The 20,189-nt window shown below is 64.3% G+C and carries 25 protein-coding genes; 17 read left to right on the top strand and 8 right to left on the bottom strand.

Going from position 1 to position 20,189, the window contains the following annotated elements; translation table 11 throughout:
- The first annotated feature begins 26 nt into the window (after window positions 1–26).
- Together rbfA and truB are read left to right on the top strand one after the other, a co-directional pair.
- A complete protein-coding gene (rbfA, locus tag AC522E_RS20150; protein ID WP_500748003.1) occupies window positions 27–446 on the top strand; it encodes a 30S ribosome-binding factor RbfA in 420 nt (139 codons plus the stop codon).
- 5 nt (window positions 447–451) lie between these two features.
- Window positions 452–1,372: a tRNA pseudouridine(55) synthase TruB gene (gene truB, locus AC522E_RS20155; RefSeq protein ID WP_500748004.1), complete on the top strand. Its 921-nt coding sequence runs from the start codon at window positions 452–454 to the stop codon at window positions 1,370–1,372.
- A 195-nt stretch (window positions 1,373–1,567) separates the two neighbouring features.
- On the opposite strand, the gene AC522E_RS20160 is transcribed toward truB, so the two are convergent.
- A complete protein-coding gene (locus tag AC522E_RS20160; protein WP_500748005.1) occupies window positions 1,568–2,098 on the bottom strand; it encodes a ferritin-like domain-containing protein in 531 nt (176 codons plus the stop codon).
- Between the two features lie 301 nt (window positions 2,099–2,399).
- On the opposite strand from AC522E_RS20160, the gene rpsO reads away from it, so the two are divergent.
- Entirely contained in the window at window positions 2,400–2,669 is a 270-nt protein-coding gene (rpsO, locus tag AC522E_RS20165; RefSeq protein WP_500748006.1) for a 30S ribosomal protein S15, read from the top strand.
- A 223-nt stretch (window positions 2,670–2,892) separates the two neighbouring features.
- On the top strand, window positions 2,893–5,070 hold the full coding sequence (gene pnp / locus AC522E_RS20170) for a polyribonucleotide nucleotidyltransferase (protein ID WP_500748007.1): 2,178 nt from the start codon (window positions 2,893–2,895) through the stop codon (window positions 5,068–5,070).
- A gap of 180 nt (window positions 5,071–5,250) precedes the next feature.
- Here the strand turns inward: pnp and AC522E_RS20175 are convergent, their stop codons facing one another.
- Window positions 5,251–6,909: a P-loop ATPase, Sll1717 family gene (locus AC522E_RS20175; RefSeq protein ID WP_500748008.1), complete on the bottom strand. Its 1,659-nt coding sequence runs from the start codon at window positions 6,907–6,909 to the stop codon at window positions 5,251–5,253.
- A gap of 251 nt (window positions 6,910–7,160) precedes the next feature.
- Here AC522E_RS20175 and mbfA point away from each other — a divergent pair, with 251 nt between their 5' ends.
- The 4 genes from mbfA (at window position 7,161) to AC522E_RS20195 (ending at window position 9,578) form a co-directional block, all read left to right on the top strand.
- Window positions 7,161–8,144 carry an iron exporter MbfA gene (mbfA, locus tag AC522E_RS20180; protein WP_500748009.1) on the top strand — a complete coding sequence of 328 codons (984 nt, stop codon included), beginning with the start codon at window positions 7,161–7,163 and terminating at the stop codon, window positions 8,142–8,144.
- A 116-nt stretch (window positions 8,145–8,260) separates the two neighbouring features.
- Complete coding sequence (locus tag AC522E_RS20185) at window positions 8,261–8,530, top strand: DUF3303 domain-containing protein (protein WP_500748010.1); 270 nt, start codon at window positions 8,261–8,263, stop codon at window positions 8,528–8,530.
- Between the two features lie 2 nt (window positions 8,531–8,532).
- Window positions 8,533–9,147 carry a pyridoxamine 5'-phosphate oxidase family protein gene (locus AC522E_RS20190; protein WP_500748011.1) on the top strand — a complete coding sequence of 205 codons (615 nt, stop codon included), beginning with the start codon at window positions 8,533–8,535 and terminating at the stop codon, window positions 9,145–9,147.
- 80 nt (window positions 9,148–9,227) lie between these two features.
- Window positions 9,228–9,578: a RidA family protein gene (locus tag AC522E_RS20195; protein ID WP_500748012.1), complete on the top strand. Its 351-nt coding sequence runs from the start codon at window positions 9,228–9,230 to the stop codon at window positions 9,576–9,578.
- Window positions 9,579–9,649: 71 nt separating this feature from the next.
- Here the strand turns inward: AC522E_RS20195 and AC522E_RS20200 are convergent, their stop codons facing one another.
- Window positions 9,650–10,174, bottom strand: coding sequence for a BA14K family protein (locus AC522E_RS20200; RefSeq protein WP_500748013.1), 525 nt, complete (start codon window positions 10,172–10,174; stop codon window positions 9,650–9,652).
- Between the two features lie 263 nt (window positions 10,175–10,437).
- A complete protein-coding gene (locus tag AC522E_RS20205; protein ID WP_500748014.1) occupies window positions 10,438–10,746 on the bottom strand; it encodes a BA14K family protein in 309 nt (102 codons plus the stop codon).
- A 220-nt stretch (window positions 10,747–10,966) separates the two neighbouring features.
- Between AC522E_RS20205 and AC522E_RS20210 the strand changes: the two genes are divergently transcribed.
- Window positions 10,967–11,203, top strand: coding sequence for a hypothetical protein (locus AC522E_RS20210; RefSeq protein ID WP_500748015.1), 237 nt, complete (start codon window positions 10,967–10,969; stop codon window positions 11,201–11,203).
- 42 nt (window positions 11,204–11,245) lie between these two features.
- Here the strand turns inward: AC522E_RS20210 and hslU are convergent, their stop codons facing one another.
- Both hslU and hslV read right to left on the bottom strand, forming a co-directional pair.
- Entirely contained in the window at window positions 11,246–12,556 is a 1,311-nt protein-coding gene (gene hslU / locus AC522E_RS20215) for an ATP-dependent protease ATPase subunit HslU (protein WP_500748016.1), read from the bottom strand.
- Window positions 12,553–13,083, bottom strand: coding sequence for an ATP-dependent protease subunit HslV (hslV, locus tag AC522E_RS20220; RefSeq protein WP_500750782.1), 531 nt, complete (start codon window positions 13,081–13,083; stop codon window positions 12,553–12,555). The genes hslU and hslV overlap by 4 nt, the downstream gene beginning before the upstream one ends.
- 159 nt (window positions 13,084–13,242) lie before the next feature.
- Between hslV and hisB the strand changes: the two genes are divergently transcribed.
- The 8 genes from hisB (at window position 13,243) to AC522E_RS20260 (ending at window position 18,523) form a co-directional block, all read left to right on the top strand.
- The gene (gene hisB, locus AC522E_RS20225; protein ID WP_500750785.1) at window positions 13,243–13,830 is read left to right on the top strand and encodes an imidazoleglycerol-phosphate dehydratase HisB; all 588 of its coding nucleotides are present in this window, start codon (window positions 13,243–13,245) and stop codon (window positions 13,828–13,830) included.
- 153 nt (window positions 13,831–13,983) lie between these two features.
- Complete coding sequence (locus AC522E_RS20230; RefSeq protein ID WP_500748017.1) at window positions 13,984–14,478, top strand: DUF2628 domain-containing protein; 495 nt, start codon at window positions 13,984–13,986, stop codon at window positions 14,476–14,478.
- On the top strand, window positions 14,475–15,125 hold the full coding sequence (gene hisH, locus AC522E_RS20235; protein ID WP_500748018.1) for an imidazole glycerol phosphate synthase subunit HisH: 651 nt from the start codon (window positions 14,475–14,477) through the stop codon (window positions 15,123–15,125). The genes AC522E_RS20230 and hisH overlap by 4 nt, the downstream gene beginning before the upstream one ends.
- On the top strand, window positions 15,113–15,865 hold the full coding sequence (hisA, locus tag AC522E_RS20240; RefSeq protein WP_500748019.1) for a 1-(5-phosphoribosyl)-5-[(5-phosphoribosylamino)methylideneamino]imidazole-4-carboxamide isomerase: 753 nt from the start codon (window positions 15,113–15,115) through the stop codon (window positions 15,863–15,865). The genes hisH and hisA overlap by 13 nt, the downstream gene beginning before the upstream one ends.
- Window positions 15,865–16,647 carry an imidazole glycerol phosphate synthase subunit HisF gene (gene hisF, locus AC522E_RS20245; RefSeq protein ID WP_500748020.1) on the top strand — a complete coding sequence of 261 codons (783 nt, stop codon included), beginning with the start codon at window positions 15,865–15,867 and terminating at the stop codon, window positions 16,645–16,647. The genes hisA and hisF overlap by 1 nt, the downstream gene beginning before the upstream one ends.
- 18 nt (window positions 16,648–16,665) lie before the next feature.
- The gene (locus AC522E_RS20250) at window positions 16,666–16,986 is read left to right on the top strand and encodes a phosphoribosyl-ATP diphosphatase (protein WP_500748021.1); all 321 of its coding nucleotides are present in this window, start codon (window positions 16,666–16,668) and stop codon (window positions 16,984–16,986) included.
- Window positions 16,987–17,020: 34 nt separating this feature from the next.
- Window positions 17,021–17,992, top strand: coding sequence for a type I pantothenate kinase (gene coaA, locus AC522E_RS20255; protein ID WP_500748022.1), 972 nt, complete (start codon window positions 17,021–17,023; stop codon window positions 17,990–17,992).
- A 54-nt stretch (window positions 17,993–18,046) separates the two neighbouring features.
- Window positions 18,047–18,523: a YidH family protein gene (locus AC522E_RS20260; protein WP_500748023.1), complete on the top strand. Its 477-nt coding sequence runs from the start codon at window positions 18,047–18,049 to the stop codon at window positions 18,521–18,523.
- 54 nt (window positions 18,524–18,577) lie between these two features.
- On the opposite strand, the gene AC522E_RS20265 is transcribed toward AC522E_RS20260, so the two are convergent.
- The gene (locus AC522E_RS20265) at window positions 18,578–19,579 is read right to left on the bottom strand and encodes an adenosine kinase (RefSeq protein ID WP_500748024.1); all 1,002 of its coding nucleotides are present in this window, start codon (window positions 19,577–19,579) and stop codon (window positions 18,578–18,580) included.
- Window positions 19,580–19,759: 180 nt separating this feature from the next.
- Window positions 19,760–20,185, bottom strand: coding sequence for a helix-turn-helix domain-containing protein (locus AC522E_RS20270; protein ID WP_500748025.1), 426 nt, complete (start codon window positions 20,183–20,185; stop codon window positions 19,760–19,762).
- Between the last annotated feature and the right edge of the window lie 4 nt (window positions 20,186–20,189).

Consider the following 20,189-nt stretch of genomic DNA (forward strand, 5'->3'; position numbering starts at 1 on the left):
ATCCGGTCCAATCCCGGAGGATGAGTATGGCAAAACGTTTCGAACAGACCACCGGCCCCTCCCAACGACAGCAGCGCGTCGCCGAACTTGTGCGCCACGCCCTGGCGGAGGTTCTCTCCCGCGGCGACTTCCAGGACGAGGCGTTGACGAAGAACGTCATCACGATTCCGGAAGTGCGCATGTCTCCGGACCTGAAGCTCGCGACCGCCTATGTCATGCCGCTCGGCGGCAAGGACGAGGACGCGGTGCTCAAGGCGCTCGACAGGAACAAGAAGGTGTTGCGCCAGGAGGTCGCCCGCCGGGTGAACCTGAAATTCGCGCCCGACCTCCGCTTCCTGCGCGACGAGAGTTTCGATGAGGCCGCACGCATCGACGCGCTGCTGCGCAGCGAGAAAGTGGCCCGCGACACGGCCAAGCCCGGCGCCGACGACGAGAACGACGAGTAGGATCCATGACAGAGGAACGTCCCCAGCGGAGGCCGCAGGCCGACCGCCCCAAGAAGCGCGACGTCAATGGATGGATCATCCTCGACAAGGGCGTCGGCATGACCTCGACCCATGCGGTCGCCGTGGTCAAGCGCAGCCTCTCGGCCAAGAAGGCGGGCCACGCGGGCACTCTCGACCCCCTCGCCTCCGGTATCCTGCCGATCGCCCTGGGCGAGGCCACCAAGACCGTGCCCTTCATCATGGACGGGCGCAAATCCTACGTATTCACGGTGGCCTGGGGCGAGGAGACCAACACCGACGACGCGGAGGGCGATGTGGTCGGGCGGACCGACCTTCTTCCCGATCCCGCCGCGATCGAGGCGCTGCTGCCCCGCTTCACCGGGTCGGTGGAGCAGGTGCCGCCGCGCTTTTCGGCCATCAAGATCCAGGGCGAGCGGGCCTACGATCTCGCCCGTGACGGCGAGGCGGTGGAGTTGCAGGCCCGCACGGTCGAGATCGACCGGCTCAGCCTCGTGCATCACGAGGGCAACCGCTCCGTGCTGGAGGCCGATTGCGGGAAGGGCACCTATGTCCGCGCCATCGCCCGCGATCTCGGCCGGGCGCTGGGCTGCCTCGGCCATATCGCGGCGCTCCGGCGCACCCGGGTCGGCCCCTTCTGCGAGAGCGACGCGGTCACCGTCGATGACCTCGCCACGGATCCTGCCGCCCTCCGTCCCGTGGAGGCTGCGCTGAGCGACATCCCCGCGGTGCCGGTGAGCCGCGACATGGCCGGCCGCCTGATGCGCGGCCAGTCCATCATTCTGCGCGGGCGCGAGGCGCCCGTCTCCGGCAAGGTCTATGCGACCTGCAGCGGCGTCCTTGTCGCCGTCGGCGACGTGGAGCGTGGCGAACTGGTGCCGCACCGGGTGTTCAACCTGGGGGCGTGACCGCGGCCATGATTCGGGAACGGCGCGGAGCGCCGACCCGGCCCGAAGGGCCACGAGGCGGGGAGGCCATCACCGCCTGTGACGAAGGACAGGAAGCCGCTGTGCCTTTCTCATCCGGGCTCAGCGGCCGGAGGTCCCGGGAGCGTCTCCCACAGCCGCTCCGCAGCGACGGCGAGGCGAAGCACGCCGCACGTTCTACCGGTCGGCCTTCAGCCCCTGCGCCTCGCGCATCAGGTACTTGCGGGTGATCGGCTCGATCTGGTCGCGGATCAGCTCCGCCGCCTTCTGCTCCTCGCGCAGGGTTTTTTCCAGCGCCGGCACGAACCGGTCATAGCCGCTGGCCTGAGCCATGGCGATCAGCGACATGTAGGACGCAATCTCGAAGTTCTCGAAGGCGTGATTGGCGAAGGTGTTCTTGAGAACTTCATCCGCCATGGGCATGTGGCCGGCAGCCGCCATGTTGGCCATGAACTGGGTCGCGACGTCCTTCAGGAGCGAGCGGTCCTCGCCAAAGGTGTGGAGCATCTCGTCGAGGCGGCGGATCTGTTCCTCCGTCTCCTGGAGATGCGTGCGGAGGATCTGCGACATTTCCGGATAATGCTCGAAGCGCTCCAGCTGGCGGTTCATGAGCTGAACGGCCTCCTTCTCGAGGGCGTGCGCATTCTGGAGTCCGGTGACGAAGATGGATCGGACGGTTTCGGACGAGGCCAGGTCGGTGGTGGCCATGCTTTCAACTCCCGGGGTTCGGTGGCTTTGAGTCCCCAACCCTGCGTTCGCGGGACTTGTTCCACCCGACACCGGTCCGCGACGGCTATCCTATTGCCGTGCTTGACGAAAACGATTCCTCTGGCACTGGCGCCGAATTCGTGTATGGTGCGCTCACCTCCCGTAGGCTGATGCCCGCGTGATGCGCCTCGAGATCAGACCGCGCTGGACGACATCCCGGCCCGGCCTTCTCCGGCGAAACGGACCTCTACGCTCCCAGGAGCGAGGTCGTCTTTTTAAAGCCAACCTGAAAGGACTGACGATGTCGATCACGGCTGAGCGCAAGAATGCGCTGATCAAGGAATACGCTCAAAAGGCAGGCGATACCGGCTCCCCCGAGGTGCAGATCGCCATCCTGACCGAGCGGATCACCAACCTGACCGAGCACTTCAAGACCCACGCGAAGGACAACCATTCCCGCCGCGGCCTTCTGAAGCTCGTGTCCCAGCGTCGCTCCCTTCTCGACTATCTGAAGAAGAAGGAAGAGAGCCGCTACAAGACCGTTATCGAGAAGCTCGGCATCCGCCGGTAAGCTTTTCGGGAAAATTCCGTCCGGAGCCCGGCTCCGGACGGCCTCTTGACGCAGGCGGCCCGAAAGTCGGCCGATCATGATGCGTCCTATACCAAGAGGCGGATGACGCGATGACCATGGCAGGATCGCAAGAGGCTTCGAGGCGGCGGGCCGTCCCCTCCGCGGAGCCTCTTGCCGTCTTGCTCATGGCATCGAGCCCCGCCGTGTCATGAAAGACAAAACCATGTTTGATGTTCAACGCGAAGAACTGATCTGGGCCGGGCGCAAGCTCGTGCTCGAAACCGGCCAGATGGCCCGCCAGGCCGACGGCGCCGTCGTCGCCACCTATGGCGAGACCACCGTGCTCGCCACCGTCGTCTCGGCCAAGGAGCCGAAGGCCGGAATCGATTTCTTCCCGCTCACGGTCAACTACCAGGAGCGCACCTACGCCGCCGGTCGCATCCCGGGCGGCTACTTCAAGCGCGAAGGCCGCCCGACCGAGAAGGAGACTCTCGTCTCCCGCCTCATCGACCGCCCGATCCGTCCCCTCTTCCTCGACGGCTACCGGAATGAGACCCAGGTCGTCGTGACTGTCCTGTCCCACGATCTCGAGAACGATCCCGACATCGTCGCCATGGTCGCCGCCTCCGCGGCGCTTACCCTGTCCGGCGTGCCCTTCATGGGTCCCGTGGGCGCCGCCCGCGTCGGCTATATCGGCGGCCAGTACAAGCTGAATCCGCCGCTGCAGGAGATGGACCAGACGTCTCTCGACCTCGTGGTCGCCGGAACCGCCGATGCCGTCCTGATGGTCGAATCCGAGGCCAAGGAACTGCCCGAGGACGTGATGCTCGGCGCCGTGATGTTCGGCCACAAGCATTTCCAGCCGGTGATCGAGGCCATCATCCGCCTCGCCGAGAAGGCGGCGAAGGAGCCGCGCGACTACCAGCCCGCCGACCTCTCCGACGTGGAGAAGGCCGTTCTCGACATCGCCGAGAAGGACCTGCGCGAGGCCTACAAGATCACCAAGAAGCAGGACCGCTACGCCGCCGTCGACGCCGTGAAGGCGAAGGTGATGGAGGCTCTGGTTCCCGCCGATGGCGAGCCCCTGTTCGATCCCGAGAAGGTCAAGGCGGTCTTCAAGGAAGCCCAGGCCAAGGTCGTGCGCTGGAACATCCTCGACACCGGCAACCGCATCGACGGCCGCGACCTCAAGACCGTGCGCCCGATCGTGAACCAGGTCGGCGTCCTGCCCCGCACCCATGGATCGGCGCTGTTCACCCGCGGCGAGACCCAGGCCCTCGTGGTGACCACCCTCGGCACCGGCGAGGACGAGCAGTTCATCGACGAGCTCGAAGGCACCCGCAAGGAAACCTTCCTGCTGCACTACAACTTCCCGCCCTACTCCGTCGGCGAGACGGGCCGCATGGGTTCGCCCGGCCGTCGCGAGATCGGCCATGGCAAGCTCGCCTGGCGCGCCATCCACCCGATGCTGCCGGCCTCCCATGAATTCCCCTACACGATCCGCGTCGTGTCGGAGATCACGGAATCGAACGGCTCCTCCTCCATGGCCACCGTCTGCGGCGCGTCCCTGGCGCTCATGGATGCGGGCGTGCCGCTGCGCCGTCCGGTGGCGGGCATCGCCATGGGCCTCATCCTCGAGGGTGAGCGCTTCGCGGTTCTCTCCGACATTCTCGGCGACGAGGACCACCTCGGCGACATGGACTTCAAGGTGGCCGGAACGGAGCAGGGCATCACCTCGCTCCAGATGGACATCAAGATCGCCGGCATCACCGAGGAGATCATGCGCGTCGCGCTCGATCAGGCCAAGGGCGGCCGCGCCCACATCCTCGGCGAGATGAACAATGCGCTGACCGCCCCGCGCGCCGAGCTCGGCGAGCATGCCCCGCGCATCGAGACCATGCAGATCCCGGTCGACAAGATCCGCGAGGTCATCGGTTCGGGCGGCAAGGTCATCCGCGAGATCGTGGAGAAGACCGGCGCCAAGATCGACATCAACGACGACGGCCTCATCAAGATCGCGTCCGCCGACGGCAAGTCGATCAAGGCGGCCTACAACTGGATCCGCTCCATCGTCGCCGAACCCGAGGTCAACACGATCTACGAGGGCACGGTGGTGAAGGTGATGGAATTCGGCGCCTTCGTGAACTTCTTCGGTTCGCGCGACGGCCTCGTCCACATCTCGGAGCTCGCCAAGAACCGCGTCAACAAGGTCACCGACGTGGTCAAGGAAGGCGACAAGGTGAAGGTGAAGTTCCTCGGCACCGACGAGCGCGGCAAGGTCCGCCTCTCCATGAAGGTCGTCGACCAGGAGACCGGCGAGGACATCACCGAGAAGCTCAAGGCCGAACGCGACGCCGAGCGTGCCGAGCGCGACGCCCAGAAGCAGCAGGCCGGCGAGTAATTGCATCAAGCCTGATTGGAATTCAGAAAGGCGCGGCTTCGGTCGCGCCTTTTTTGTTGTTTCTTTGCGCGGTTTTCTCTGCGGCCGGAGGTGGATGCGCGTCTGGCTGCTAAGGGCGCTTCGCTAAATCCAGTTTGTGAGTCGACCCGCCATTGGCGCAAATCAGCCATAGCAATAAGCTTAATGATCTCGACGACTCTCGATTCCTAGTGACCGTTGCAGCATTGGGTGAATTCGGATGCGGGAATCATCCTGAAGTTCTGCCATATCGAAAATCGGCTGATCCAAGTGAGAATAGTAGAAACGCTCGCCCGGATTGGGTTTCACTGCTACTGCGCCAACACGATAAAGAATACTCAAGACCTCGCGGATAAATCTCTGCGGATCTGCGTGAGCTTCAAACACCTTATTGGCTTCCTCGAACAGTGGATCGAAGGCGACTTTCTTGTCTGAAATTGGTAATGCCAGTTCCTCAACCTTATCCTTGTCGCACAATTCTAAAAAATCTATATTTGCACTCTTAAATTGCTTAAGAAAATCCAAAAGCCTATTCAAATGCGGGAATGCGCTTTGCCACTCGTACTCTAAGGCCTGCCGACGGATGCGTGAATATTCGCCCTCGGCATCACGGATACCTCTCGCAGTGACTTCGTACTGACCCTCCGCGCGATTAAGACATTCGTTAACAAATGTAATGACATCCCTAGGTCGCATAAGTGTACGCTCGACTATGTAGTCAAACGGATCCATATTCCCAACCTTGTAAGGAAAAATATCCTCGAAGGTTACGCTTGCACTATTCGAATATTGGCGCCTAAATAGAAGTCCGATGCGCTTTTGCACCAAGTCCTTCAATTCGCGCTTACTCCATTTAAGCCTTATGAAATAATCCTCAAATTTTTCTCTTTGGAAGGTTAAATCACCGGTTTCTTGAACAACCCGTTCCAAAATATCGGAACGCAATGCCACAAGTACCTTAAGGTTAGTGATGCGTCGGAACGATTTAAGCGCTTCAATCAGTGACCGAATAAGTCGAAATCGGATCGAAATATCCACCCAGCGATCGTCAAGCTTGTCAATCAGTATGTAATAGCGAGACATCTCGTCATCCTTGACCTGATCGGCTAACATTTCGACAACGCCGGCTAGTTCGCTGAGTTGATCAGAGTTAATAATCTTTCGAGCTCTAGCGACCAGTTCCGACTTTTTTTCCGTACTGATACGCTTCTCATACTGACCGCCTGCCTTAAATTTATTGATATCGCCACCAAGCTCTGCTTGCAGCTTATTTTCATACTTTTCAGTGATGTCTTTAATATTCTGATCCATCGTGATCCAGAATTTTCCCTCCCAATCCCTCAAATATTGTAAGGACTTTTTCTTGCGAGCGTCGCCGCTAAATTTCTCTGAAAGCCATTGGAATACTGTACGAGATTTCGCCTCATCTATTACCTTGTACCTGAGGCGGATGAATTCGATGCATAGTACGTGCTTCCATAGAGCAAGGAAGAGAAGATCCAGATCGCCACCGATTGCCTGTACAAATCTTAGCGTGTCAGAATTCGATACATAACTGAGCGACATCTCAGTAGGGTCAAGATGAATCGCATGTTCCGATGTTCGGTCGATGTATCGAAGGATTGCGGTCTTTCCTGATCCTGTGCGTCCGGCAAGGACCATTCCTGGCGCCTTCACACTCTTTGAAGCAGCAACGGCAGGATGATCAATGAAACATTCGAACAAAAACTCATCATCAGTTTCCGCGGACAAGCTCCCTATAGACATGCCTGCGCGAAGATTTACTGCGTTATTCTTCTTTTTCTTTGATGCCTTGGACATTGAGCTTCCTGGGATTCTAGCTAGTTCCGTAAGGTTAGGTGCAAAGAGGGCGTGCGCAACAATGGGATGGGACGAATCCACAAGCTCTTCCGTTGCGAAACTAAAGAAATGTACTGATCTATAGGGACCTGTGAAAAGTGAAATATAATAATATTAATATATTGCATTCTCTAGGTTAGCTTATGCAGGTGCAATTGACGCTCGAGTTAAGGAACAGTAATTAGAATTGTTCTAAACAGGGCCCTCCACCCATGCTCTCCCGCGTCTTCGGCTTCGACCGCCGTCCCTTCGACTCTCTCAGCGAGCAGGAAATCCTGGCGCTCGCCATCTCCTCGGAGGAGGACGATGCGCGGATCTACCGGGCGTATGCGGACGGGTTGCGGGCGGATTATCCGCAATCGGCCAAGGTCTTCGAGGAGATGGCCGTCGAGGAAGACGGGCATCGCTCCGCCCTGATCGAACTGCACCGCAAGCGGTTCGGGGAGACCATTCCGCTGATCCGGCGGGAACATGTGCGCGGCTATTACGAGAGGAAGCCCGACTGGCTCGTGCGCCCGCTCGGCATCGACAAGGTCCGCAGCGCCGCGGAAGACATGGAGGCGCAGGCGCACCGCTTCTATGTCGAGGCCGCCAAGCGCACCACCGACGCCTCCACGCGAAAACTTCTCGGCGATCTCGCGGCGGCGGAGATGGTGCACGAATCGCTCGCGCGTCGGCTCGGCCTCACCTACACGCCGGAATCGGTGAAGGAGGAAGAGGCTCACACGGAGCGCCGGAAATTCATCCTGACCTTCGTCCAGCCGGGCCTTGCAGGCCTCATGGACGGGTCGGTCTCGACGCTTGCTCCGATCTTCGCTGCGGCCTTCGCCACGCAGGATACGTGGCAGACTTTTCTCGTCGGGCTTTCCGCGTCGGTCGGTGCCGGCATTTCCATGGGCTTCACGGAAGCCGCCCATGACGACGGCAAGCTCTCGGGCAGAGGCTCTCCGGTCAAGCGCGGCTTCGCGTCCGGCATCATGACCGCCATCGGCGGGCTGGGCCACGCCCTGCCCTACCTGATTCCGCATTTCTGGACCGCGACCTTCATCGCCGCCGCCGTCGTATTCGTGGAGCTCTGGGCCATCGCCTTCATCCAGAACCGCTACATGGAGACGCCCTTCCTGCGCGCCGCCTTCCAGGTGGTGCTCGGCGGTGCACTGGTCTTCGCGGCGGGCGTCCTGATCGGCAACGCGTAATCCACACGTCTCTTCGCGTTTCGAAGCCGCCCTCGTGGCGGGCTGCGTCACGAGCATTGCGGATCGCGCCCGCCTGTTCTGAGATGGGGACAGCACGACGGAACCGGGAGGGGTCCATGCTGTTCATGGTCATCGAGACGTTCGGGCGCGATCCGAAGGCGATCTATCGCCGCTTCCGTGAAAAGGGTCGCCAGATGCCCGAGGGTCTGGATTATGTCGACAGCTGGATCACAGCGGATTTCAGGCGCTGCTTTCAACTGATGCGCTGCGACGACGCCACCCTTCTCCAGCGCTGGGTGTCGGAATGGTGCGATCTCGGTGAGTTCGAGATCGTGCCCGTCGCACCCAGCGCGGACACCGCCGCGGCCATGGCAGGGCACCTCTGACGATGTCTCAATTTATCACCACCCTTTCCAGCCTCGAATCCCTCTACGGCGAGGTCGGCGACGCCTCCCGCGTCAAGGAAACCGACCGGATCGTGCCGGTCTACCGCGCGCTGATCGAGGCGGCTCCCTTCGCCGTGCTGGCGACCACCGGCCCTGGCGGACTCGACTGCTCGCCGCGGGGCGACGGGCCCGGCTTCGTGCGGGTGGCGGACGAAAGGACCCTGCTGCTCCCGGACCGGCGCGGCAACAACCGCATCGATTCGCTGCGCAACATCGTCCACGATCCGCATGTCGCCCTGCTCTTCCTGATTCCCGGCATCGGCGAGACCCTGCGCGTCAACGGCCGCGCGGCGATTTCCATCGACCCTGCCCTGCTGGAGAGCTTTTCCGTCGACGGCAAGGCGCCGAGGACGGTGCTGTCGATCGCCGTCGAGACGGTGTTCTTCCAGTGCTCCCGCGCCGTGGTCCGAGCTGACCTCTGGAATCCCGACAAACGTCTTGCTCGGAGCACCCTGCCGAGCGCGGGCGAGATCCTGGCGGCCCTCAGCGGCGGCGCGACCGGCGGCGAGGCCTACGACAACGCGCTGCCGGATCGGGTGAGGACGACGCTGTATTAGGGCCCGTCAAGCCTTGACCTGAGGCCGATGCGCCTCGACAAAGCAGGTCTCGCGTTTCACGTTCTCCGAAGGGACCATCCATGACGATCCAACGCATCAATCCCGGCCAGCGCATGAGCGGCGCCGTCGTTCACGGCAACACGGTCTATCTCGCCGGCCAAGTGGCGGATAAGACCGCCGGCCAGAGCGTCGCCGAGCAGACCAAGGAAATCCTCGCCAAGATCGATGCCCTTCTCGCCGAAGCCGGCACCGACAAGTCGAAGCTGCTGATGACCAATATCTGGCTCACCGACATGGCCACGTTCCAGGAGATGAACGGCGTGTGGGATTCCTGGGTCGCGCAGGGCAACCCGCCCGCCCGCGCCACCGTCGAGGCGAAGCTCGCCGCCCCCCAGTTCAAGGTCGAGATCGCCGTCATCGCGGCGAAGTAAGGCCTGAGGCATCGGCGCCAAAGCGAAGCGGGCCCCGAAGGGCCCGCTTTTTTGATGGTCTCGCCCGGCGGCTACGGGCAGCGATGCCGCCGTCCGTCGTAACCGAGATAGGTTCCTGTTGCAGGATTGTAGGACTTGAAGCGCTGCATGCAGTAGGAGACCGCCGAATTCGGCGCCGCGTAGACCGGGGCTGCCTGCTGCGCCAGGGCGCCGCCGATGATCGCGCCGGTGGCGAGTCCGATGGCGCCCGCCGCGGCCGCGCTGCCGTAATCGTGCCGGTAATAGCGGCCGCCATAATACCGCGAGCCGTAGTAGGGCCTGCCGTAATAGCCGCCGCGATAGCCGTAGAACGGCCTGCCGGGCCGGTTGTCCCGGAAATAGGGGCGCGGCCCCGGGCCGGCTCGGAAGCCTGTCCGAGGCGGATGAAGACCGCTGGAGCGATACTGCGCATAACCCGTGTCGAGATCGCCGCTCAGCAGCGCCGCCAACGGTGCGGCAGCCGGTTTTGCCGGTGCCGGGGCAGCATCCGCGCTGGCCGGGATCATCGTGGAACCCAGGGCCAGTATTGCGGCGGAAGCCAGAAGTATGTGACGCATGGAATGACTCCTTCCTGCGGGGTCGAACGTCTTTCGGAAGCAGTCGTTCCGCCACGACAGAGGAATTCCTTCAGGATCGCAGAGTTGTGAGCCTCATTCGTAGGGGAAAGGCCGCGATGTTCTTTGGCCCCGAAACGGTCCTGTATCCGTCCCCAACCTCAAAACTTGCGAAAGCGGCCGCAGCTCCCAGACATTCCTTCGCGAAAACGCTTTCTCCGCCGATGAGCGGCCATCGGCTGGCGGTCCGCGCCGGTCGCTTTGGATCATTCGCAGGGATACTGCAATCCGTCGGAGCCCCGGTAGGTATTGGATGCGCTGTCGTAGGAGGGGTATTTGCGCGAGCAATAGCTCTGCCAGGTTTCTCCCGGCATCGGGTTCATCTGCCGTGGCATGGTCATGATGTTGCCGGTGGCCAGGGGTTCGGTCTCCGTCATCGGGGCAGCGGAATGATAGCCGGGCGGGTAATTGGGCTGGCTCCTGTGGATCGGGGCCTGCCGGTCCGTCGAGGGCTGGGCGCTGGCCATGCTCCCGTCGAGGGCCGAAACCGCCGCCAGAGCCGCGGCCAAGCTCATGAGACATGCTTTTCGCACGGGAAACTCCCTGGGGCGGGCGCCGGCATGGCGTGACGCCGGTTGAGGGCCAGTGTCCCGACCCGGACGGTAATCCGGGGTTGGGAAGACTGGTTCCATCGCTCGCGACAATTCGCGAAAGTTCCCTTCCGGGCCTCGACTTGACGCCCGGCGGCACCGGGCCGAAGCTGAGATCCATCGCGCCGGATGCCTGGGAGGTTTCATGCCGCCACGCATGTTGCTCGTCGGATTGGGGGCGCTGCTGGTCCTTTGCGGATTGGTGCTCATCGCCGTCCGGATCATTCGGGCCGGGCCGATGAGCCGGGCAGGGCGCAGGGCCGCGGACGTCACGTTGGAGCCTCAGGGGCGCAGCGGTCTCTTCGACCTCAGGGCGCAGGCGCCCGGCATCGGTCTGCTCGCGCTGGGAGCCGTCCTCCTGATCGCGGGGGCCGTCCTGTGACGGGACGGCCGTTGGCGACGAAAGAGACGCCTTCTCGAGGCGTCAGAGAATGAAGCGGCTCAGGTCCGTATTCTTCGCAAGGCTCTCGACCTCGCCTCGCACATAGGCGGCATCGATGGTAACCGCTTCGCCGTTACGGTCCGGAGCCGTGAACGACACGTCGTCCAGAACCCGTTCGAGGACCGTCTGCAGGCGCCGGGCGCCGATATTCTCGACGGAATTGTTCACGTCCACCGCCACCTGGGCAAGCGCGTCGATGGCATCGTCCGTGAACACGAGCTCGACGCCCTCCGTCTTCATCAGGGCGACGGATTGCTTGATGAGGCTCGCCTCCGTCTCGGTCAGGATGCGCTTGAAATCGTCCACCGTGAGCGGCGACAGCTCGACGCGGATCGGCAGGCGGCCCTGGAGCTCGGGCAGGAGATCCGACGGCTTCGACACATGGAAGGCACCCGACGCGATGAACAGGATGTGGTCGGTCTTCACCGGCCCGTACTTGGTTGCGACGGTCGTGCCTTCGATGAGCGGCAGCAGATCGCGCTGCACGCCCTCGCGGGACACGTCGCCGCTGGCGCGGCCTTCGCGGGCGCAGATCTTGTCGATCTCGTCGAGGAAGACGATGCCGTTGTTCTCCACCTGCCGGATCGCCTCCTGGACGATGGCGTCCTGGTCGAGGAGCTTGTCGGATTCCTCCGTGATCAAGGGCTCATAGGCCTCGCGCACGGTGGTGCGGCGCATCTTGGCGCGGCCGCCGAAGGCCTTGCCGAACATGTCGCCGAGATTGATGGCGCCGACGGAGGCGCCGGGCATGCCGGGAATCTCGAACATGGGCAGGCCCTGCTGGCCGCCGCCCTGCACCTCGATCTCGATCTCCTTGTCGTCGAGTTCGTTGTCGCGCAGCTTGCGCCGGAAGCTGTCGCGGGTCGCCGCGCTGGCCGTGGTGCCGACGAGGGCGTCGAGGACGCGCTCCTCCGCCGCGAGATGGGCCTTGGCCTCGACCTGCTTGCGGCGCTCGGCGCGCACGAGGCCGATGCCGACCTCCACAAGGTCGCGAACGATCTGCTCCACGTCGCGGCCCACATAGCCGACCTCGGTGAACTTCGTCGCCTCGACCTTGAGGAACGGCGCATTGGCGAGCCGCGCCAGACGGCGCGATATCTCGGTCTTGCCGCAGCCGGTAGGCCCGATCATCAGGATGTTCTTGGGCGCCACCTCCTCGCGCAGGGAACCTTCCAGCTGCTGGCGGCGCCAGCGGTTGCGCAAGGCGATGGCGACAGCGCGCTTGGCCTCGTACTGGCCGACGATGTGGCGGTCGAGTTCGGAAACGATTTCGCGGGGGGAGAAGGAGGTCATTCGGTTTCCAGCGTCTCGATGACGATGTTGGCATTGGTGTAAACGCAGATTTCGGCCGCGATCGTGAGCGAGCGGCGGACGATGGCTTCGGCGTCGAGGCCCGAATCGTCGAGGGCGCGGGCGGCGGCGAGGGCATAATTGCCCCCCGATCCGATGGCCATGATGCCTCCCTCCGGCTCCAGCACGTCGCCCGAGCCGGAGAGGAGGAGGCCCACCTCCCTGTCGGCGACGAGCATCATCGCCTCCAGGCGGCGCAGGTAACGGTCCGTGCGCCAGTCCTTGGTCAGTTCGACGCAGGCCCGGGTGAGCTGGCCCGGATATTGTTCGAGCTTGCCCTCGAGCCGCTCGAACAGGGTGAAGGCATCCGCCGTCGAGCCCGCGAAGCCGCCGATCACGCCGCCCTTGGACAGGCGGCGGACCTTTTTCGCGTTGCCCTTGACGATGGTCTGGCCCAGGCTGACCTGGCCGTCGCCACCGATGACGACGCGTCCGCCCTTGCGGACCATGAGGATCGTGGTGGCGTGCATGCTGGGAGGGGTCGTATCGGACAAGGGATCACTCCGGCGGGAATGCGACTGACTTAATCATCCTTACGGCAAAAGCAACGCGGGTGGCGTTTCTCGCGCCGGCTTGATAGAAGGCGCCGTCACTTCATCGCGCCGTCTCTTTCACGAAGGATCCCTATGATGCGCGCCGCGAGCGTCAGCCGTCGCACCGCCGAGACCGATGTCAACCTGTCGATCGCCCTCGATGGCACCGGCAAGGCCGAGATCGCCACGGGAGTCGGCTTCCTCGACCATATGCTCGAACTCTTCGCCCGGCACGGCCTTTTCGACCTCAACGTGAAGGTGAAAGGCGACCTTCATGTGGACCAGCATCATACGACGGAGGATACTGGCATCGCCCTCGGCCAGGCGTTCCAGCAGGCGCTGGGCGACAAGAAGGGCATTACCCGCTATTCCGACATCCACCTGCCCATGGACGAGACTCTGACCCGGATCGCGCTCGATATTTCCGGACGTCCCTTCCTGGTGTTCCGGACCGCCTTTCCGACACAGAAGATCGGCAGTTTCGACACCGAGCTGGTGCGCGAGTTCTTCCAGGCTTTCGCCATCAATGCCGGTCTGACGCTCCATGTGGAGACCCTCTACGGCGAGAACAGCCATCACATCGCCGAGAGCTGCTTCAAGGGCCTGGCCCGCGCGCTTCGGCACGCCGTGTCGGTTGACCCGAAGGAGGGCGGCCGCATTCCCTCCACCAAGGGAACGCTCTAGCGGCTCGTGCGGAACCGGACGTGCAATCCACTTTCGGGTCCGATGCTCTAGATCTTCGGTCTCTCGGTTTTCCAAGAGACCGTGCAAGAGACCCGTGATTGCCATATCCGCCGGCAAAAGCCCCGACGGACAAGGCTTCTCAAGGATCGTGTCATGACGACCTATACTCTGCATCTCGCGCGTGATGCGCGACCGGGCGACCCGGAGGCATTGGACGAGGCGGAAATCGTGAAGGACGGCTTCTCCTGGGGCGCCTTCATCTTCACCTTCCTCTGGTTCTTCTACCATCGGCTGTGGCTGGCCGGGATCCTCGTCCTGCTGGTCCTCGTCGCCCTGAACGTGGCATTCAATCTTCTGGGCGTGCATCCGGCGGCCCGCTTCGCGGCGGAGCTGCTCCTGCAGATCCTGATCGGCCTCGAGGCCAACAGCCTCTGGCGCTGGACCTATGAGCGCCATGGCCGGCCGGCCGTCGACGTGGTGACGGCCTCCGACCGGGACGAGGCGGAAGCCAAGACCTTCGCCCGCTGGCTGCTGCAGCAGGCGGCGCCGTTCCGAACCCCTTCTTCGCCGATGTCGCCGACCATCCGCCCCCGTCCGGGCGCGGAGCCGGTGATCGGCCTGTTTCCCGATGCGGAGCGTCCCCGGTGAGCGTGGTGATCGTCGATTACGGGTCCGGCAACCTGCACTCCGCCGCAAAGGCCTTCGAGCGCGCGGCGCGGGAGGCGGGGCTGGCGGACAGGATCGAGGTCAGCTCGGATCCGGCTGCCGTCGCCAGGGCCGACCGGATCGTGCTGCCGGGCGTCGGCGCCTTCGCCGATTGCCGGCGCGGCCTCGACGGCGTGCCCGGCATGGTCGAGGCCCTGAACCGCCGCGTGCGGGAGGAGGGCCATCCCTTCCTCGGCATCTGCGTCGGCATGCAGCTCATGGCGAGCCGCGGCCTCGAATACGTCACCACGCCGGGGCTCGACTGGATCCACGGCGATGTGAAGGCGATCGTGCCGAGCGATCCCGCCCTGAAGATCCCCCATATGGGCTGGAATACCCTCGACCGGCACAGGGCCCACCCGGTGCTGGAGGGCATTCCCACCGGCCCCGACGGACTGCATGCCTATTTCGTCCACTCTTACGCATTCTCGCCCGCGGACCCGGACGACGTGGTCGCCACCGTCGATTACGGCGGGCCGGTCACGGCCATCATCGCCAGGGACAATGTCGTCGGCACCCAGTTTCATCCCGAGAAGAGCCAGGCCCTCGGCCTCAGGCTCATCGCCAATTTTTTGAGGTGGCGCCCGTGATTCTCTTTCCTGCCATCGACCTGAAGGAGGGCCGTTGCGTCCGTCTCATCCAGGGCGACATGGACCAGGCGACCGTGTTCAACGACGATCCGGCGGCCCAGGCGGCGACCTTCGAGCGCCAGGGCTTCGAATGGCTGCACGTGGTCGATCTCGACGGCGCCTTCGCCGGCAAGCCCATGAATGCCGCCGCCGTGGAGGCGATTCTCAAACGCATCCGGATTCCGGTGCAGCTCGGGGGCGGCATCCGCGACATGAAGACGGTGGAGGGCTGGCTCGCCAAGGGCGTCGCCCGGGTCATCATCGGAACGGCCGCCGTGCGCGATCCCGCCTTCGTGCGCGAGGCCGCCCGGCTCCATCCCGGCAAGGTGGCGGTCGGCATCGATGCCAAGGACGGGCTCGTGGCGGTGGAGGGCTGGGCGCAGACCTCGACCCTGACCGCCGAGGAGCTCGGCCGCCGCTTCGAGGATGCGGGCGTCGCGGCGATCATCTACACCGACATCTCCCGCGACGGGATCTTGAAGGGGCTCAACATGCCCATGACCCTGGCCCTGGCCCGCGCGGTGAAAATTCCGGTCATCGCCTCGGGCGGTCTCGGCTCCATGGCCGATATCGAGAGGCTCACGCAGCCCGACTGCGCCATTCTCGGCGGCGCGATCTCGGGCCGCGCCCTCTATGACGGGCGCATCGACGCGGACCAGGCCCTGGCACTGCTGCGGACGGCGCGCAGGGAGAATGCCTGATGCTGAAGGTCCGCCTCATTCCCTGCCTCGACGTCAAGGACGGCCGCGTCGTCAAGGGCGTCCAGTTCGTGGACCTCCGCGATGCGGGCGATCCGGTGGAGGCCGCCAAGGCCTATGACGCGGCCGGGGCCGACGAGCTCTGCTTCCTCGATATCACCGCGAGCCACGAGGCACGCGGCATCCTGCTCGACGTGGTCACCCGGACGGCGGAGGCGTGTTTCATGCCGCTCACCGTCGGCGGCGGCGTTCGGACGGTCGACGACATCCGCAGGCTCCTGCTCGCCGGGGCCGACAAGGTGTCGATCAATACGGCCGCGGTGAAGAACCCGGAATTCGTCCGCGAAGCGGCGGAGAAATTCGGCAATCAATGCATCGTGGTCGCCATCGACGCCAAGAAGGTGTCGGGGGAGGGCGAGGAGCCGCGCTGGGAGATCTTCACCCATGGCGGCCGCAATGCTACCGGCATCGATGCGATCGCTTTCGCCAAAAAGGTCGCGGAGCTCGGGGCAGGAGAGCTGCTCGTCACCTCGATGGACCGCGACGGCACCAAGGGCGGCTACGATCTCGCCCTGATCCGCGCCATCTCGGATGCGGTGTCCGTGCCGGTGATCGCGTCCGGAGGCGTCGGCACTCTTGACCATCTGGTCGAGGGCATCCGCGACGGCCATGCCAGCGCCGTGCTCGCCGCCTCGATCTTCCATTTCGGCACCCACACGATCGCCGAGGCGAAGGATTCCATGGCGAAGGCCGGGCTCAAGGTGCGGCTGGACAAGGCGGCCTAGACGATGGGGACCGAAGCGATGACCACCTTCACCCTCGATGACCTCGCGCGCATCGTCGCGACACGCGCCGCGGCGCCGCCATCGGAATCCTATACGGCCAAGCTTCTGGCGGACGGCCCGGCCAAGGCAGCGAAGAAGCTCGGCGAGGAGGCGGTCGAGGCGGCGCTCGCGGCCGTGCTGCAGGACCGGGCGAACCTCACGGCGGAAGCGGCCGACGTGCTGTATCATCTTTTGGTCGTGTTGCAGGGCGCGCGCATTCCGCTAAGTGACGTGATGGCGGAACTGGAGCGCCGCACCGCACAATCGGGGCTGGCCGAGAAGGCCGCGCGCAAGGACTGAAACCGGCAGGCCCTCAACCCGAAAGGGGACTTTCATGGATCAGCGCAACGCGGTGTCCTTCGACGAGGACAACCTCTCCCCCTACCGCGTCTTCACGCGGGACGAATGGGCGAAGCTGCGTGCCGACGCGCCGATGACCCTGACCGCCGAAGAAGTCCTGCAGCTGCAATCCCTCAACGATCCGATCTCGCTGGACGAGGTCGCCGCGATCTATCTGCCGCTGTCGCGCCTGCTCTCCCTCTACGTCGCCGCGACACAGGGGCTGTTCAAGGCGACGCAGCGCTTCCTTCTGGCCGAGAAGGAGCCCAAGGTCCCCTACATCATCGGCGTCGCGGGCTCGGTGGCGGTTGGAAAATCCACCACGGCCCGCGTGCTCAAGGCGCTCCTCGCCCGCTGGCCCAACACCCCGAAGGTCGATCTCGTCACCACGGACGGCTTTCTCCTGCCCAACGCGGAGCTGACCCGGCTCGGGCTGATGGAGCGCAAGGGCTTTCCGGAGAGCTACGACACCGGCGCGCTGCTGCATTTCCTCGCCGACATCAAGGCCGGCAAGCGCAATGTCCGCGCGCCGCTCTATTCCCACCTCGTCTATGACGTTGTGCCGGGCGAGGAGACGGTCGTCGACCGTCCCGACATCCTCATCGTCGAGGGCCTCAACGTGCTCCAGCCCGCGCGCATGCCCAAGGATGGCGCGGCGATCCCCTTCGTGTCCGACTTCTTCGACTTCTCGGTCTATATCGACGCCGAGGAGGAGGATCTGCACCGCTGGTACGTGAACCGGTTCCTGCGCCTGCGCCACACGGCCTTCCGCGATCCGCTCTCCTATTTCCGCCGCTACGCGGAACTGGCGGAGGGCGAGGCTATCACCGTCGCCGACGGGCTTTGGAACCGCATCAACCTCGTCAACCTGCGCGAGAACATCGTGCCGACCCGGCAGCGCGCCAGCCTGATCCTCAAGAAAGGCGCCAGCCACCGGATCGAGACCGTGGCGCTGCGGCGACTTTAGGGACGCGATCTTTCCGCCATCTCGCGCGTTCCTCCTCCGCTTCATGGAGGATGCATGGCCACCCAACCGATTGAGAAGCAGATCGAGCGCAGCGCCGAGCAGACCCAGGAGGCGGCCGAGAACACGCAGGTCGCCGCGCAGAAGACGGCCAAGGCGACCGTCCAGCTCAAGGACAGCGCCGACCGGCGCACGGAGCTGGCGGCGGACCGGACGGTCTTCGCGGCCGAGCGCACCTATGCGGCCTGGGTGCGCACCGGGCTCGCGGCGCTCGCCTCGGGCATCGGTGCGAAGAAACTCCTCGAAGGAGTCGTTCCGGACTGGCTGGTCACCGGGACCGGGACGCTTCTCGTTCTCTTCAGTGCGTTCTGCTTCGCAGCGGCGGTCTGGCGCCAGGTCTTCGTGGGCGCGCCGCCGCCCGTGCCGGACGTGCGCCGGATCCCGCCCTTCCTGCTCGTCGTCCTGAACGGCTTCCTGGTGCTCGTGGCCCTGGCGGCCCTGATCAGCCTCTGGTTCGGGCGGACGGGCGGGTGAGAGAGGCCTCGACCTCTCCGCCATCCCCGGAGAGACCGGGACGGCGGCCTGAATTCAGCTCAACAGCCCTTCCTGCCGCGCCAGATCGCGCAGGCTCGCCTGCGGACGGGCGCCGAGATGGCTGATGATCTCGGCGGCGGCAAGGCCGCCGAGGCGGGCGCAATCCACCAGATCGAGCTCCTTGGCGAGGCCGGCAAGGAAACCCGCGGCGAAGAGGTCGCCCGCGCCCGTGGTGTCGATCACCCGTTCCACGGGGAAGGCGGGCACGGCCCGCGTCTCGCCCCGGCTGACGATCATCGCGCCCTCGGCCGAGCGGGTCACGACGCCCAAAACCTTCTCCTCGCGCAGGGCCGCGAGGGCGCTGTTGGCGTCGGAGGTGCCATAGAGGCTCTGCAATTCATGGATGTTGGCGAATAGGATGTCGAGGCTGCCGTCGCGCATGAGGCCGAGGAACTCGTCCCGGTAGCGGTCGACGCAGAAGGCGTCGGAGAGGGTCAGCGCCACCTTGTTCCCGGCATGGTGGGCAATCTTCACGGCCTTGCGGAAGGCCTCCTTCGCCGCCGGCGGATCCCAGAGATAGCCTTCGAGGTAGACGTAGGCGGAGGCCTGCACGGTCTCGGGGCGGATATCCTCGGGCGTCAGGTTCTGGCAGGCGCCGAGATAGGTGTTCATGGTGCGCTCGCCGTCCGGCGTCACCAGGATGAAGCTGCGCGCCGTGGCAGGGCCGTCCTCCGCGAAGGCGACGTCGTAATGCACGTCGATGGCCTTGAGATCGTGGGCGAAATGGCGGCCCGTCTCGTCGTTCTTCACCTTGCCGATGAAGCCCGCCTTAACCCCGAGCGAGGCGATGCCGGCGGCGGTGTTGGCCGCGGAGCCCCCGGAGACCACGATGGCGGGTCCCATGTCCCCATAGAGCTCTTCCGCCCGCGCCTCGTCGATGAGCTGCATGGCGCCCTTGTGGACGTTCTTCTGGAGGAGGAAAGCCTCGTCCGTATGGGCGAGCACGTCAACGATGGCGTTGCCGAGCGTGAGCACGTCGATGCGGGGATGGGACATGGATGACCAGCGCTTGATGGGAAAGGGGCGCTTTCGCATCCGGCGGCGCGGCGGTCAAGCCTCGGGGCGTTTTCGGCCGGCCGGAGCGACATGCGGGAAGGTGGGAACCGGCTCCGCGCGAAAAGCGGTGCGATACGACATCGGGAGCGCCCGTTCCAAGCCGGCGGAGTGTCCAGCGCGCTAGAAGGACGGCGCGGATTGTTCGGCCTCGAGGGACTTTTCGGCGAAGGCGAGGGCGCGCCGGTGTCTGTCCTGGGCCTGGTCGAGCACCGCGAGAATCTCGTCGACCTCGTCCTCGGACAGGTTGCCGACCTCCCGCGCCAGGCGGTTGGCGAGCAGGGTCGCCTGGGCATGGGTGCCGGAGGTATCGATCCTGACCCGGGGATCCGAGAGATCGGCGAGTCGGATCAGTTCGTCGGCCTCGTCCCAGATGATGTTGAAATACTGCAGAACGCCCTGGATCAGCGTCCAGGTGGGCTTGCCGCGTTCCCCGCGCTCCAGGGCCGAGAGATAGGCGCTCGAAACGCCCAGATGGGCGGCCATGTCCTTCAACATCAGGCCGCGCTGGCGGCGGAGGTGCCGCACCCGTTCACCGAAGGGAGTCATCCGT

This window comes from Microvirga sp. BF8 (assembly GCF_059888585.1).

Coding starts and splice junctions, on each gene's coding strand:
- rbfA (WP_500748003.1), top strand. CDS start 27: ATGGCAAAACGTTTCGAACAGACCACCGGCCCCTCCCAACGACAGCAG.
- truB (WP_500748004.1), top strand. CDS start 452: ATGACAGAGGAACGTCCCCAGCGGAGGCCGCAGGCCGACCGCCCCAAG.
- AC522E_RS20160 (WP_500748005.1), bottom strand. CDS start 2,098: ATGGCCACCACCGACCTGGCCTCGTCCGAAACCGTCCGATCCATCTTC.
- rpsO (WP_500748006.1), top strand. CDS start 2,400: ATGTCGATCACGGCTGAGCGCAAGAATGCGCTGATCAAGGAATACGCT.
- pnp (WP_500748007.1), top strand. CDS start 2,893: ATGTTTGATGTTCAACGCGAAGAACTGATCTGGGCCGGGCGCAAGCTC.
- AC522E_RS20175 (WP_500748008.1), bottom strand. CDS start 6,909: ATGTCCAAGGCATCAAAGAAAAAGAAGAATAACGCAGTAAATCTTCGC.
- mbfA (WP_500748009.1), top strand. CDS start 7,161: ATGCTCTCCCGCGTCTTCGGCTTCGACCGCCGTCCCTTCGACTCTCTC.
- AC522E_RS20185 (WP_500748010.1), top strand. CDS start 8,261: ATGCTGTTCATGGTCATCGAGACGTTCGGGCGCGATCCGAAGGCGATC.
- AC522E_RS20190 (WP_500748011.1), top strand. CDS start 8,533: ATGTCTCAATTTATCACCACCCTTTCCAGCCTCGAATCCCTCTACGGC.
- AC522E_RS20195 (WP_500748012.1), top strand. CDS start 9,228: ATGACGATCCAACGCATCAATCCCGGCCAGCGCATGAGCGGCGCCGTC.
- AC522E_RS20200 (WP_500748013.1), bottom strand. CDS start 10,174: ATGCGTCACATACTTCTGGCTTCCGCCGCAATACTGGCCCTGGGTTCC.
- AC522E_RS20205 (WP_500748014.1), bottom strand. CDS start 10,746: ATGAGCTTGGCCGCGGCTCTGGCGGCGGTTTCGGCCCTCGACGGGAGC.
- AC522E_RS20210 (WP_500748015.1), top strand. CDS start 10,967: ATGCCGCCACGCATGTTGCTCGTCGGATTGGGGGCGCTGCTGGTCCTT.
- hslU (WP_500748016.1), bottom strand. CDS start 12,556: ATGACCTCCTTCTCCCCCCGCGAAATCGTTTCCGAACTCGACCGCCAC.
- hslV (WP_500750782.1), bottom strand. CDS start 13,083: ATGCACGCCACCACGATCCTCATGGTCCGCAAGGGCGGACGCGTCGTC.
- hisB (WP_500750785.1), top strand. CDS start 13,243: ATGCGCGCCGCGAGCGTCAGCCGTCGCACCGCCGAGACCGATGTCAAC.
- AC522E_RS20230 (WP_500748017.1), top strand. CDS start 13,984: ATGACGACCTATACTCTGCATCTCGCGCGTGATGCGCGACCGGGCGAC.
- hisF (WP_500748020.1), top strand. CDS start 15,865: ATGCTGAAGGTCCGCCTCATTCCCTGCCTCGACGTCAAGGACGGCCGC.
- AC522E_RS20250 (WP_500748021.1), top strand. CDS start 16,666: ATGACCACCTTCACCCTCGATGACCTCGCGCGCATCGTCGCGACACGC.
- coaA (WP_500748022.1), top strand. CDS start 17,021: ATGGATCAGCGCAACGCGGTGTCCTTCGACGAGGACAACCTCTCCCCC.
- AC522E_RS20260 (WP_500748023.1), top strand. CDS start 18,047: ATGGCCACCCAACCGATTGAGAAGCAGATCGAGCGCAGCGCCGAGCAG.
- AC522E_RS20265 (WP_500748024.1), bottom strand. CDS start 19,579: ATGTCCCATCCCCGCATCGACGTGCTCACGCTCGGCAACGCCATCGTT.
- AC522E_RS20270 (WP_500748025.1), bottom strand. CDS start 20,185: ATGACTCCCTTCGGTGAACGGGTGCGGCACCTCCGCCGCCAGCGCGGC.